This window comes from Methylobacterium hispanicum (assembly GCF_022179285.1).
Taxonomy (GTDB): domain Bacteria; phylum Pseudomonadota; class Alphaproteobacteria; order Rhizobiales; family Beijerinckiaceae; genus Methylobacterium; species Methylobacterium hispanicum.
This window is the reverse complement of record NZ_BPQO01000004.1, coordinates 1-12,611: the sequence shown is the minus strand read 5'-3', so window position 1 is coordinate 12,611 and position 12,611 is coordinate 1. Positions and strand designations below refer to the sequence as shown.

Genomic DNA, 12,611 nt, shown 5'->3' with positions numbered 1-12,611 from the left:
CCTCAGCTCCCGATCGGTCTGTACGTTGCGGCCACCGCCTCCGCGCCGCCTTCGCCCGCGCAGGCTCCGCCGACCGACACCGCGCCATGGGGAAACATGGCGGCCGCCTTGCGGAGGGCCTGCAGCCGGCCCTCTACGGCGTCGGCGGATATGCAGAACCAGGGGCCGGCCGCATCCTGGCCGAAGGACCACGCGTAGCCCTTCGGGGCCAGCGGCGAGCCTCCGGGGAGGTAGGGGGCGAGTTCCTCGCGCCAGACGGCGGGGGAGGGCAGCGTCCGGTTCGAGATCCGGTAGGCGGTCAGAGCGCCTCCGTAGGCGCGGAAGCCGGCCGTGGCGGCCGCCGTGGCCTCCGTGCGCGTCGCCGCCCCCGGCGAGACGTAGCCGATCCCCGAGACGGCCACGAAGGCCGCCACGGCGAGGGCCAGGACGGAGATGACGAGCTCCCTCACGGTTCGGTCCGCCCGCTCGCGCCCTCGGGAGCCGCGAGCATGGCCGGCATCGCGCCGCCGCGCGGCGGAACGGGGCCGTGGCGTTCCTCCCAGATGTCGACCTGGGCTCCGAAGTAGCGTCGGACCTCCGCGACGTCGGTCACGCCGGATACGGTCTTGCCGATCGCATCGTCGATCTGACGCGGCCACCAGACCTGCCCTTCGATGGCGCGCTCGATCTCCCGGTCGTCGGAGAAGGCCACGCATTCGGAGACGACCGTGCGGCCGGCGTAGCCGCTGTCGTGGCAATGGTGGCAGCCGGATCCGCCGCACTTCGTGCAGAGCGTCCGGACGAGGGACTGCACCATCACGCCGCGGCAGAGGCCCTTCAGGTTCGTCTTGCTGACTCCGAGATCCTCCATGCGCGAGAAGACGCCGCGCACGTCCGTCGCGTGCAGGGTGATGAAGACCATGTGGCCGGTCTCGGCCGCCCGGACCGCCATCCGCGCCGTCTCCTCGTCGCGCACCTCGCCGAGGATGATGACGTCGGGGTCCATGCGGAGGAACGACCGGATCGCGTTCTTGAAGTCCATGCCCTTGTCCAGGTTGACCTGGACCTGGGAGATGAACGGCAACTGGTACTCGACCGGATCCTCGACGCTGTAGACCGCGAGGTCGAGGCGGTCGAGCTCGCGCTCCGTGGCGTGCAGGGTCGTCGATTTGCCGGAGCCGGTGGGGCCCGAGACGATGACGATGCCGTTGGGCTGGTCGTAGGCCCGGCGCCACTGGTCGAGCCGCGTGATCCCGAGCTTGCCGAGCACCGGATTGATCCGCTCGGTGTCGAGGACGCGGATGACGACCTTCTCCCGGCTGTTGGCGCTCTTGATCGGCAGGCACTCGACGCGGAAGTCGATGAACTTGCCTTGGAACGGCATGTTGAAGCTGCCGCTCTGGGGCCGCTGCCGCTCGGCGATGTCGAGGGCGGCCCGCGTCTTGATGAGCGTGACGAGCTTGTCGTACTCGCCGGGATTGCCCTCGTACACGACCTCGCGGCGCCCCAGGCGTCGGAAGAGCACCGAGTAGCTCAGCCGCTTGGGCTCGATGTGGATGTCCGACGCGGCCGTGGTGATGGCGTCGAACAGGAGCCCGTCGAGCATGTCCTCCTCCCGGCGCTGATTGAGGAGCGAGGAGTTGCGGGCGATCTGCTCGACGAAGGCGTCCTGGTTCGCCGCGATGTAGTCGGCGAACTCGATCTCCATGCCCGGATAGTGGTCCTCGACCACGAACCGCGCCACGTCCTCGGGACCGCCGGTGGAGACGTAGACGGCCTCGTCGGTCTCCGCGATGACGATGATCTGATGCTGCCGCAGCAGCTCCGGGGGGATCGGACAGCGGTTGACGAACTCGGTCGCGAGGCTCGTCGGATCGAGTTCGATCAAGGCGTCGATCAGGACCCGTCGGGTCACCATGTCGTTGGCGACGAGGATCTGCCCCAGCCGCTGCTTGGTGACCGTCTGCTCCATCAGCGCGACGCGGAGGGTCTCGGGGGCGAGAAGGCCCTTCTCGACGAGGTACCCTCCCAGGCGCCCGCGGATGGGCGCGTGCGGCTGGGAGAGGGCGGGCGCGCTCTGCGCCCAGTCCGCTGCGGGACGGGTGAACCCGACCGTCGCCGGCAGCAGGACCGGCGCTTCGTCGCCGAGGGCCGCGGTCTCCATGCGCCGCCCCTCAGTTCCGGGCCCGGCGGCGCATCGCGCCTTGGACGCCGCGCACGATGCGGGCGTTGAGGCCCCACCATGTGGCGGCCGCTCCCGCGGCGCCCGCGACGACCACGAGCGGGGAACCGACGTGAAGGCCGTAGCCGACCGTCGCTATGGAGAGGGCGTAGTCGAAGGCCTTGAGCTTGGGCGAATTCCAGTCGGTCGCGGCATAACGGCTGGCGATGGTGCGGATGTTCATCTCGGCTCACTTCCTCGGGATCAGCCGCATCGTCATGACCACGGGCCCTTTCTCGGGCACGGGCGCGTTCCGGTCGGCGCTGGCGCATCCCTGGCCGAGGCAGAAGCCCCGCTCCGGCGCCAGGGTGCGCGTCGGACATTGGATGAGAAGGGTGCTGGCGTCCGCCAGCGCTTGGCGGGGGTCGGCGACGGCGTTGACCCGGATGTCGATGGCTTGTCCCTCGGCCTTGACCTGGCCGAGAGCCTGGGCCGCGGTCCGGCAGGCGCGATCGGTCTGGACGCGCTGCTCCTCCGCGAGGGCGGCCGCCTCCACCGCGCTCCGGGCGACCATGAAGGCCGTCCCCGTGGAGACCAGCGCGAGCAGGCCCAAAATGGAACCCGCGACGATGCGGACGCGCCTCATGGCCGGATTCCCGGGACTGCGGAGGGGGAGGGGGACGGAACCGATGCCGGCACGACCGCCGCTTCGGCGGGCGACGCGGTCGCCGCCCGACGGGGAGCGTCGCGCCACAGGACCGACCAGCGCCCGTTCGTGTACTCGAGCCGCTGGACCCAGCGCGTGTCGCCGGCCTCGCGGACCAACCCCCACTGGCGGTGCGGCAGCTGCTCCTGCGCCACCGGCGGATTGATCGAGACGACTTCGGCCGCGTAGAGCCAGAACAGGCCCGACGCGCCGAGGACGAGGACGCCGCCGAGAAGGGCGGCCGCGCCGGCGTAGACGGCCGGCATCCCCGATTTCACGACCCGGTTCATCCGCCCGCTCGCGGACACGGGCGCGATGCCGGAGGACGCTACGGCGGCGCTGCGGTTCTCCGTCAGGAGCGCGCAGACAGGACGCCCGTTGCGCACCACGATCTCCAGGGCCCGGCCGTCCGACGGGATCCAGACCTTGCCGGGCTCCGGGACGTTCAGGGCGTCGATGATCCCGGGAAGGAAGGAGAGGCCGGCGCCCCCCTGGTGCACCTCCCAGAAATGGCCGTCGGCGAACTTCCGGGTCGCGTACCACGCACGGTCGTTGGGACCGAACTTGCGGAGGGCGAAGGCGCGGGCCGCCGCCTGCGCGTCGCGCGTCTGGCGGATCGGCTCCCAGGCGACGTGGGCGGAGGACGGGGGCTCGACGGCCGCCGGGACGAGGATCTCGACCTTCGGCTTGCGCCTGCGGAACAGCCGGATCATTTGCGCACCGCCGCAGGCTTGGCGAGACGCACGGGAGACCCGTCCTCGGGCACGAAGACCGTGACCGCGGGCCGGAGTATGATGAAGAGGGCGTTGCGTTTGACCTTCTGGCTCCGGTTTCCGAACACGCCGGAACCGCCCGCACGGGTCGCGGTGGCGTTGCGCAGGGCCGTGGGCTCCGTTCCGTTGTAGCTCTCGGAATCGCTCTGGAGGCCGCCGATCACCACGGTCCGGCCGGCCTGCATGCGGACGATGTTGGTCAGCTCCTGATCCTGGGTCAGGGGCTGGGTGAACGTCCCGATCTGGTTGCCGGCGTTCAGCTCGACGAAGCTCAGGATCTCCTTGAGCTTGACGCCGACCTCCATGGTCACGACCTCGGCATCGGAGTCGAAGTACGGGGTCACCTCCATCGTGAGCCCGGTCTCCACCTTGTCGGTGAGGCTCGATCCGAGGCCGCCGAAGCCGCCCAGGCCGCCGCCGTAGCCGTTGCCGAGGCCGCCCGCGCCGAGGCCCGCGAGCTGGACGCCGCGGACGTAGGGGACCTGCTGGCCGGAGCGGAGCTTCACCTCCGTGCCCGAGAGGGTCTTCATCTGGACGTTCTGGTCGACCTTGGTCGTTCCGAACGTCGAGAGGAAGTCGATGGCGCCGGTGATGCTCGTGGCGCCGAAGGCCCCGCCCAGGCGCCCGAGGCTCGTCTGGCCGATGACGAGGCCGTCCTTGGTCAGGTCCATGACGCGGCCGGGATCGATCTGGTTGAGGCCGATCCCGCTCGACGTTCCGGCCGCGGTGGCGAGTGCGCTGCCCGCGGTGCCGAGGCCGGTCCCGAGTCCGGTCCCGAGTCCGGTGCCGACGCCCAGGCCCGTCCCCAATCCGTTCGCCAGCGTGGATCCGACGGTCGTCGTGGTGGTCGCCGTCGACGTGGCGGTGGTGGTCGTGCCGCCGGCGAGCGCGTTCAGCTTGGAGGCGCGTCCGTCGAAGGCGACCTTGAGCTTGCTCCAGTCGAATCCGGTCGCGCTTTCGTCGTTGATCGAGACCGAGACCAGGGCCGCCTGGATCGTGACGAGCGCCATGTTGCGGGCGTAGCGGTCGAGATAGGGAGCTATCACGTCCCGCTGGACGGCGGCCGAGGCCGAGTAGACGACGCGACCGCCCCGCACCGAAGCCACGATGTCGTCGGCCCCGAGATCCTTCAATTCCTTCGTGAGGGTGTCGAGCATCTCCTCGTTCTGAGGGACGATGACGGAGTACTGCTCGCGGTCCGAGACGTAGACCAGCCCGTTCTCGTGGAAGACGACGACGCCCATGGCGGTCCGCAGGGAGTCGAGCAGGTTGCCGAGGGTCCCCTCGTAGCGGACGAAGGGGATCCTGCGCTTGAGGATGTCCTCGCTCTTGTCCTTCGTGAAGCGGAAGGCGATCTGCACCTGAGGAGCGGAAGCCGTGATCGCGGCCACGAGATCGCGCAGCGTCGCGTCCTGCGGGAAGCGGACTTCGAGCGGGATGGCTCTCAGCGAAGCGGGCACCGGAGTGGCGTTGCGCTGGGGCCTGAAGGAACCGCGCGGCACTCCCACGCGCTCGACGGCGATCGGCTCCGCGTTCGCCAGCGCATGCGCTCCTTCGAGGCGCAGCGATTTCCCGTCGGGCAGGGCGCCGACCTGGGGCAGGGCGCAAGCCGAGACGAGACCGCTAACCGCAAGGATCGATGCCAGACGGAGAGCGGGCCTCGGAAAAGAACTCGGTTCCACTTGTCTGCTCCCGGTAGAGGGGCTTGCCCTTGACGCAGGCCACGAACTTGACCCCGGCAGGCAGCTTGGAGGCCGACTTGTCGGCCGTCTGTTGAGAAGGTGCGGCCGCAGGCGCCGGGGCCGCCTGCGGACCCGGAACGGCCGCGGACGGCACCTGGAAAGGCGCCGACGGCCCAGGCAGGGGCGCCCTGGCCTCCTGCTGCTCGGAGGGCTTTATCGCTTTGAGCTGCTCGTCGAGCATCTTCAGCATCGTATCGCCGAAGCGGGCGTCGATCTTGTCGAGGAGGGAGTTCTCGTACTGGTGCAGCATCTGCCTGACGACGCCGCGGGTGCGCTCCTCCGCTTCGAGCTGCCGCTCGTAGTCGGTGGGAGGCGGGACGAACGGGTTGGCACGCTCCTGCGCCGCCGACGGGAGGACGACGAGACCGGCCAGCAGCACGGACACTCCTCCCATGCAGAGGCGGCGAAGGAATGACATCCAGGAGCTCCATGCCGCGTCGCAAAGGAACGGCACGACGATGTTTGGCCAGAAAAGAAGGAGAGGTCAAGCTGGGCCGTGGGTGCCGCCAACGAATCGAAGCGGCGTATTTCGCTCTTGCGTCTCCTTCGTGCAGGGTCGGGCCGAGAAAGCGATGACCGGCCCCACCGAAATAGACGTCGCCTTCGACCGTGCGGCCGCCATGCTGCGCACGGCCACGGCGAGGATCGGCTCCGACGAGCGGGAGATCCGCGCCCGGGCCCGGGGCCTCGTCGCGGAATACAACGCCCTGGCGGACCTGCGCCGGGCGTCGGCTCGGAAGGTGGCGAGGTTCCGGTTCCTTCGTCCCGTCCCGCTCGTCGGCGACGCCGTTCTGGCGCCGCTCGAGTTCGATCTCGGCGAGGCCGCACGCTCCGCGGCCGCGGCGCGCGCCAAGGCGCAGCGTCAGCTGCGGCGCCTCGAGGAGGCCGCCTGCATCCGCCGCGGGCTGGCGGAGATCATGAGGCGTACCGAGGAAGCCCGGTCGGCATGCAGGCATCTGGGAACGCCCCCGCCCTTCGTCCTGCGGGCGTTCGGAAGCCTCGGCATGCGGATCGCCTCCCTCTCGCGCAGAAGCGAGACCCGCGGGGTCGACGACGTGCGCAAAGCCGCGACCGATCTGGCGGCCTTCTCGGAGTGGTGGTGCGAGGCCTCCCGGCGCATCGCGCGCGAATCCTCCGAAACGCCGCGGGCGCGTCCGCTCTCGACGCTCAACCCCGAGCGCATCTGGCTGCCGATTCCCTGGAGCCGCCGCAGCGAGGCGGTTGCCCTGGGCGCAGTCGCCGACCTCTCGGCCGGACGCGGCAGCGACGTCTTCGTCCCGGCCGGGCGCGATCTGGCTCCCTTCGAGCGCATGCTCCCGCTCGCCTACCGGTCGAGACGCGGAGCACCGTTCGAGTTCCCCCCGATCGCCGCGCGGGCCGCGGGCCAGAACCTGTGGAGCCTCTTCGACGCCGCCACCTGGAACCAGATCCGCAAGACGAACTATGCCCGTTCGGGATGCCGCTGCATGATCTGCGGCGAACAGAGACCGCGGAGCGCCGGAGGAGGCGCAGGCTCGCGCGGTCCCGTCGACGCCCACGAGGTCTGGAGCTGGACGATGCCCGACGACGACCCTTCGCGCGGCGTCGGCATACAGCGCCTGGAGCGCATCATGGTCCTCTGTCCGACCTGCCACGCCTGCTTCCATGCCGGACATGCCCTGACGGCAGCCCGCCGCGATGCCCGGCATGAGGAGGCCGCGGCGTTCATACGGGCCCGCCAGTCCGACATCACCGGCCTCGAAGGGGCCGCGCTCGACGCCCACCTCGGCCGATCGGCCGACGCGTGGAACAGAACCCGCGGCGTCGAGCGCTGGGTCCTCGATCTCTCGCATCTCGCAGCCCAGGACTACATGGCGGACGTGGACCCCGTCTTCCTCGCGGAGAATCCCGCCGGGTTCGCGCCGGAGCACGTCGCGGGCTTGTCCTTCGTGGCCGACGACGGCCGACGCTTTCCGGTGCGGGACGCGCCCACCATCCAGGCGGCACTCCTCGACGATGCGCCGAGGCTCCGCTTGGCATGGTCGCGCGCATAGTGCAGGATCCGCCATTCCTTCGACAGGAGCGATCCCGGATGGCGAAGACACCGGCCGGAAGGAGCGGGGCTAAGAGGCCTTGGCGGCCCAGGACCAGGAAGTCGCGTCGTCCCCGCAAGGGAGTGTCTCCGTTGCGCGTGGCGATCGCGATGGCGGCGGCAGTCGGCGCCGGCGTCTGGATCGGACATTTCGCACAGGAATACTTCAACGAAGGCGTCGAGACCGTCGCCGGCGTCCAGAAGATGCCGGACCTGCCGCCCCACCCCTCGACCGGCCCGATCTCGTTCCAGTGAGCCATGGCAGTGGGAAGCCTCCGATGAGTTTCGCCCGAACTCTCCTGCTCGCCGTGGCCGCAGGGGCCACGCTCGCCGCGGCTCCCTGCGGCGCCGCCGGATCGCGCACGGGTCGTCCCGCCTGCGACGCTCTGGTCGTCCACGAGCCGCGTCAGATCCGCGACGGACTTCTCGAGATGTCCGGCCCCGTACTCGGGAAGGGACCGCTCGCATGGACCGAGGAGGATTTCGAGCGGATCTACCGCACCGTGGACTTCTGCGACGGCGTGCGCGATCCGTCCACGAACTCGATCATCCGCGCTTCGACCTGGCGGTCGAACCTGGACCCGGCCCGCGAGGCGGTCCTTTCGGCGGCTGCCGTCCTGAAGGACGCCGAGACCTTGCGCAGGGACGCGCGGACGAAGGCCGTCGTGCTCCCGCCTTGCGAGACGCTTCTCGAGTGGTCTCACGATCCTCGCGATTTCCGGAACAACTCGGCGGCGATCTTCGGACGCGACGTTCTCGACACGCCGCCCGGCGACTTCCCTCTCGTGATGGGATACGTGAAGTCATGCGCTCCGGCGCTGTTTCAGATCGCCAAGGGACGCCTGAAGCAGCGCGAGGAGGACACCCAGCGCCGGTTGCAATCCGTCCTCGACGTCTACGCGGCGGTCGATGCCGCCCATGCCGAGCGGCGGGCGGGCGGCAACCGCCCTACGGACATGCTGGCCTACATGGACGGGCGTCCGGTTCCCGCCGCGCTCGCGTCGCGTCGAACCCAGAGCCTCGTGCGCGACCTCGATCGATACGCGGCCGCGCGCCAACGGCTGCCGCCGGATCAGATCGAGAGCATGAACCGCGAGGCAACGGTCATCGCGGCCGAGGCCAAGACCCGCATCGAGACCGTATGGGCCGAGGCCGTGAAGGAGCGGATCTCGCGGGACATCTTCTCCGAACAGCCCTGACGCATCGCCGCGGCTCGCGGCCCTCTGGAGACGGAACGTGCCAGCCTCGACCACCGCCTACATGATCGCGGCCCTCCAGCTGATCGCCGGCATCGAAGCGACCGGCGGCGTGCCGATCGCCATCCTCGAGCGGACGGGCGACGATACGGAAGCGTTCTGGATGCGGAGCGCCGAGATACTGTGCGCGAAGACGGGCGACAACTTCTGCGACTCCGACATGATGGTGATGCGGGACAACACGAACCCGCTGGGTTTCATGAGGATGATCGTCTACGCCGGGCCCAAGGGCGAGCGGAAACGCGTCTGCGCGGTGCTGCCGCCCGCCGACGACGTCTCGCCCGCGCTGACGGCCACCGGCGTCAGCGCGGGCAACACATACGCCTGGGAGGACCTCCCGACCTCGCAGGCCGCCTGGGTCTGGCTGATGCTGCAGAACGCGGCCCACTGCCTGGACGGCAACGGCGGCGTCTCGGACGACAAGCGGGCCGATGCCTTCGCCACCCTCGGGACGACGCTGATCCTCGGGGATCCAGGCTTCACCGCTCCGGGCGGGAAGAGCCCATCGAGAGTGTTCGGCTACTACCGCAACTCCGAGGCCAACCGCTGGGCGGCGAATCTGGGAGAGCGCATCCTGCTCGACGCCTGGAAGACGGACGCCGTCGCCGTCGCACAGGTCCGCACGGGCTGCACCCTGACCTCCGACGCCTCGTCCCGTCTGGACGTGGATCAGATCCCCCGCGATCCTCAGATCGCCGCGGCCGACGTATGCGTCCCGGCCGGCCAGACCGGCCCGAAGCCGGGTCGCGTCACGGATTCGAACCTGTGGGCCTGGATGTACCAGTCGCCCATCGGCACGCCGCCCACTCCCTGGACTCCCCTGAAGACCTTCCAGTCGCCTCAGGCCGCCGCGACCTACGTCTGGCAGCAGGCCGGTACGCTGTCGCAGCGCTGACGGACCCCGGTCGGATCGAACGACGCGATGGACGGCCGGATTTCCGGCCCGCGATCTGCACCTGTCCGAACGATCGACCGATGCGATGCGCCCGGCGCTTCCTCGGCTGGTCAGGTGGACTCGGCGCCGCCGGCGGCGGGGGCGGATCGCCGGCGCGACGTCGATCGGACGTGATAGCCCGCCGCTCCCGATGCTTCCTCGAAACGAAACGACCCGCTCGGGAGGAGCGGGTCGAGAAGGAGCCGGTCGGGGATGGACGACCTGCGGTGCTACCAGCGGTAGCTCAAGCCACCCTGCACCTTCGAATAGCTGCCGCCGGCATCGACGCCGCCCGATAGCCGCTGGAAATACCGGGCCTGCGAAAGATCGGTGTACAGATACTCGACGCGGGCCCTGATGTTGTCCGTGAACGCATAGTCGAGGCCGCCGCCCACGGCGTAGCCGAGGTTGGTGCGCGAATCCCGCAGGTTCTGATTGAGGGCGGCCCCGGTCGCCGGGTCGGTGCCGACGAGACGGAAGTTGCCGAAGCCGTTGCCGAGCGCGAGGCCGCCGGTGACGTAGGGGAGGATCGGCATGTCGAGGCCGGCGAAGCCCAACCGGGCGCGCACCGTGCCGTCGATCTCCAGTCCTGCCGTTCCGGTGACGTTGTAGATGGTCGCGCGCCCGTTCTGGACGAGGCTGACGGGGCCGGAGACCCTGTCGCGCAGATCGACGTAGTTGATGTCGCCGATGCCGCCGAACACGACGGAGCCTACCTGATAGTCGAAGCCGACGTGACCTCCGCCGGTGAAGCCGCTGTACTCGCGGCCGTTGGTCAGGAGGCTGCGGGTGATCGGGTCGTTGCCGATGTCGGGCTTGGCCGCGAAGGCGCCGCCGACCTGGAAGCCAATGTAGGCTCCCGACCAGTCGATCAGGCCGGAGACGCGCGGCGCGACGCGTTCGACGACCGGCGGCGCGACGGCCACGGTCGGCGCATCCATCGGCACTTCCGGAACGGGCGTGCCGAGGTCGGCCGCGAAAGCGGGGAGTGTGGCCGCGAAGGCGGCGGCGGCGGTCACTGAACGAAGGAACGCCTTCATCGGTTCGGTCTCCTGAGGGTGCACTTGAAGGAACGCACTACCCTTTCATGGGCACCATTCCTTCGAATTGGCAAGTGACGATCCGGACACGTGCGCCATTTCCTTGGTGGGTCGCTATGATCGCGTGGGGGAGACGATCGCCCGTACCGCATCACCGATACGAGAAGTCGAGGCGGCGAAGCGAGGCCTGAAGGAACCAGTCTCCGCAGATGTCTCCGAAGGCCTGGGTATCGTGATAGCCGTACGCCTTCATGAAAGCGGTCGTCACGGCTTTCACGTCGTCGAACCGCATCATCTCCTTGGAGTCCATGCCGGCCCGTTGCCCCGCGAACATGCTGGGCGTCGCCTGCCGCAGCATGGCGAGGTGCTTGTACCCCGCGGGCGATTTGGTGAAGACGTCCGCCCTCCTGTCCCCGTCCTGCCCGCTCGCGTCGTGGTCGCCCTTGCCGGTCACCGCGAGGATCGGACACCTGACGCCGTTCCAGGATTCCGTATCCAGCCCGAACGCTCCTTCCCCGTATGGAGAGAGCAGGGCCGCCCCGTAGAAGCGCTGCTCGGCCATGGCCAGCGTGGCGCCGTCCTTCGATCTGGCCGTGGCGCCCGCGAGAAGCATAGCGGTGAATGCACCGAAACCGTGACCGACGATCAGGGGTCTTTCCGACAAGGCGACCATGTTGATCGCGTTCGAGATCGTGGCGACGTCGTCGAGCGCCGAGATGCATGCCTGAGCGCGCGTCCGCCAAGTCTCGGCATCGCCCGCGACGCCGCCGAGGTCCCATGCCGCTCCCCCCGCGGCCGCCGCGGTGCGCAGTCGGAGTCCCCGCTCCATCAGACTGTCGTCGTGGATCGGACAGGCGATCACGAAGCCATGCGACGCCCAATGACAGATGAGCGCCCTGTAGACCTGGGGCTCGGACAGCAGCCCGTGGGAGAACACGACGAAGCGGCCCGATGGAGCGGCGACCGGATGGAAGACGAGCACCCTGGTCCTGCTGCGCGGCAGCACCATCGCCAGTGGCGTCTCCGTGGCCGCGTACGGCCCCTGGAGGGAGTAGCCCGCATACCTCGGGTCCGTGCTTGAGGGAGGTGGGCGTAGGAAGCCGTCCGTCGCAACCGCCCCGGAGGGGAGGGTGGCGCCAAAGGTGGCGGCCACGAAGGCACGGCGCGTCAGCTGCATTGCGGGAAACCGGAAGGGAAAACCTCGCTTCAGTTGCGCATTGCTTCGATCCACCGTCAACGCCCTCTTGACGCGGCGGGAGCGCCGGTCAGGATCGGGCGGTTCGGAGATGACTGCCGTGACGATCCCCCTCGACGAGTTTCTGGAGACGTCCCAAGCCCCCCAGGGCTTCGGTCCGGGACGGAGCGTCGACTGGATCCTCGACGACGAAGGCGGCGGCGCCAGGGCCAACATGGCCTGGGACGCGGAGGCCGACGTCATCTCGGGGGGTGTGCAGGAGCGCGGCGCGGAAGATCCCGTGCTCCACTTCGTTGCCCGGATCAGTTCCGCCGAAGTCGAGCTCGTCGGGCTCGACGGCACGGGCGAGACCTCGGCGCCGGAGGACCCCCGCGGCATCCTCTCGGGATTCCGCAGGCAGGTCCGCATGATGACGGCCTCCGCGCGCTGCAGGATCGTGTTGACCTAGCCGAGATCAACCGCGGCCGGCGAATTCCACCCGACGTCCACGGTCCCAGCCGCGGACGGCAGGCTCCTCAAGCGCGACGGCCGCGACGTGTTCTGCGGCGTCCAGCACCTCGCCGATGGCTCCCGCTGCATCGGCGATCACGCCGGCGAGGAAGATCGAGGTGCCGAGGCGCCGGCGCGAGGCGCCATCGTCCTCAGAGCCTGTTTGAGGTCCTCCGCCGGCCGTCCCCATCTGTCTCGTGTCACCAATACACGATCCGTCTGGCAGGACGGAGGAGAGAGCAGATGTGGACGGACCGGCATCGGA

General features: G+C 69.5%; 14 protein-coding genes and 1 pseudogene. 5 read left to right on the top strand and 10 right to left on the bottom strand.

Going from position 1 to position 12,611, the window contains the following annotated elements; genetic code table 11:
- Nucleotides 1-2 precede the first annotated feature (2 nt).
- The 7 genes from MFF56_RS05685 to MFF56_RS05655 all read right to left on the bottom strand — a co-directional run bounded on the left by MFF56_RS05685 (nucleotide 3) and on the right by MFF56_RS05655 (nucleotide 5,740).
- A complete protein-coding gene (locus MFF56_RS05685) occupies nucleotides 3-449 on the bottom strand; it encodes a hypothetical protein (protein WP_238229636.1) in 447 nt (148 codons plus the stop codon).
- Nucleotides 446-2,143: a GspE/PulE family protein gene (locus MFF56_RS05680; RefSeq protein WP_238229635.1), complete on the bottom strand. Its 1,698-nt coding sequence runs from the start codon at nucleotides 2,141-2,143 to the stop codon at nucleotides 446-448. The genes MFF56_RS05685 and MFF56_RS05680 overlap by 4 nt, the downstream gene beginning before the upstream one ends.
- Before the next feature lie 10 nt (nucleotides 2,144-2,153).
- Entirely contained in the window at nucleotides 2,154-2,384 is a 231-nt protein-coding gene (locus tag MFF56_RS05675; RefSeq protein WP_238229634.1) for a hypothetical protein, read from the bottom strand.
- A gap of 6 nt (nucleotides 2,385-2,390) precedes the next feature.
- Nucleotides 2,391-2,786, bottom strand: coding sequence for a hypothetical protein (locus MFF56_RS05670; protein ID WP_238229633.1), 396 nt, complete (start codon nucleotides 2,784-2,786; stop codon nucleotides 2,391-2,393).
- Nucleotides 2,783-3,559: a hypothetical protein gene (locus MFF56_RS05665; protein ID WP_238229632.1), complete on the bottom strand. Its 777-nt coding sequence runs from the start codon at nucleotides 3,557-3,559 to the stop codon at nucleotides 2,783-2,785. Before MFF56_RS05665 ends, MFF56_RS05670 begins: the two co-directional genes overlap by 4 nt.
- Nucleotides 3,556-5,121, bottom strand: coding sequence for a secretin GspD/PilQ domain-containing protein (locus tag MFF56_RS05660; RefSeq protein ID WP_238229631.1), 1,566 nt, complete (start codon nucleotides 5,119-5,121; stop codon nucleotides 3,556-3,558). Before MFF56_RS05660 ends, MFF56_RS05665 begins: the two co-directional genes overlap by 4 nt.
- 121 nt (nucleotides 5,122-5,242) lie before the next feature.
- Nucleotides 5,243-5,740, bottom strand: a complete 498-nt coding sequence (locus tag MFF56_RS05655; protein WP_238229630.1) for a hypothetical protein — start codon at nucleotides 5,738-5,740, stop codon at nucleotides 5,243-5,245.
- A 193-nt stretch (nucleotides 5,741-5,933) separates the two neighbouring features.
- Between MFF56_RS05655 and MFF56_RS05650 the strand changes: the two genes are divergently transcribed.
- The 4 genes from MFF56_RS05650 (at nucleotide 5,934) to MFF56_RS05635 (ending at nucleotide 9,583) form a co-directional block, all read left to right on the top strand.
- Nucleotides 5,934-7,394: a hypothetical protein gene (locus tag MFF56_RS05650; protein WP_238229629.1), complete on the top strand. Its 1,461-nt coding sequence runs from the start codon at nucleotides 5,934-5,936 to the stop codon at nucleotides 7,392-7,394.
- A 131-nt stretch (nucleotides 7,395-7,525) separates the two neighbouring features.
- A complete protein-coding gene (locus tag MFF56_RS05645; RefSeq protein ID WP_238229628.1) occupies nucleotides 7,526-7,687 on the top strand; it encodes a hypothetical protein in 162 nt (53 codons plus the stop codon).
- Between the two features lie 23 nt (nucleotides 7,688-7,710).
- Entirely contained in the window at nucleotides 7,711-8,631 is a 921-nt protein-coding gene (locus tag MFF56_RS05640; RefSeq protein WP_238229627.1) for a hypothetical protein, read from the top strand.
- 37 nt (nucleotides 8,632-8,668) lie between these two features.
- Nucleotides 8,669-9,583: a hypothetical protein gene (locus MFF56_RS05635; protein WP_238229626.1), complete on the top strand. Its 915-nt coding sequence runs from the start codon at nucleotides 8,669-8,671 to the stop codon at nucleotides 9,581-9,583.
- A gap of 269 nt (nucleotides 9,584-9,852) precedes the next feature.
- On the opposite strand, the gene MFF56_RS05630 is transcribed toward MFF56_RS05635, so the two are convergent.
- Both MFF56_RS05630 and MFF56_RS05625 read right to left on the bottom strand, forming a co-directional pair.
- Complete coding sequence (locus MFF56_RS05630; protein WP_238229625.1) at nucleotides 9,853-10,662, bottom strand: outer membrane protein; 810 nt, start codon at nucleotides 10,660-10,662, stop codon at nucleotides 9,853-9,855.
- Between the two features lie 151 nt (nucleotides 10,663-10,813).
- On the bottom strand, nucleotides 10,814-11,671 hold the full coding sequence (locus MFF56_RS05625; RefSeq protein ID WP_238229624.1) for an alpha/beta hydrolase family protein: 858 nt from the start codon (nucleotides 11,669-11,671) through the stop codon (nucleotides 10,814-10,816).
- A gap of 286 nt (nucleotides 11,672-11,957) precedes the next feature.
- Between MFF56_RS05625 and MFF56_RS05620 the strand changes: the two genes are divergently transcribed.
- Nucleotides 11,958-12,305 carry a hypothetical protein gene (locus MFF56_RS05620; RefSeq protein ID WP_238229623.1) on the top strand — a complete coding sequence of 116 codons (348 nt, stop codon included), beginning with the start codon at nucleotides 11,958-11,960 and terminating at the stop codon, nucleotides 12,303-12,305.
- 6 nt (nucleotides 12,306-12,311) lie between these two features.
- Here MFF56_RS05620 and MFF56_RS05615 read toward each other — a convergent pair.
- Nucleotides 12,312-12,611, bottom strand: a pseudogene (locus MFF56_RS05615) (hypothetical protein); the annotation flags it as partial.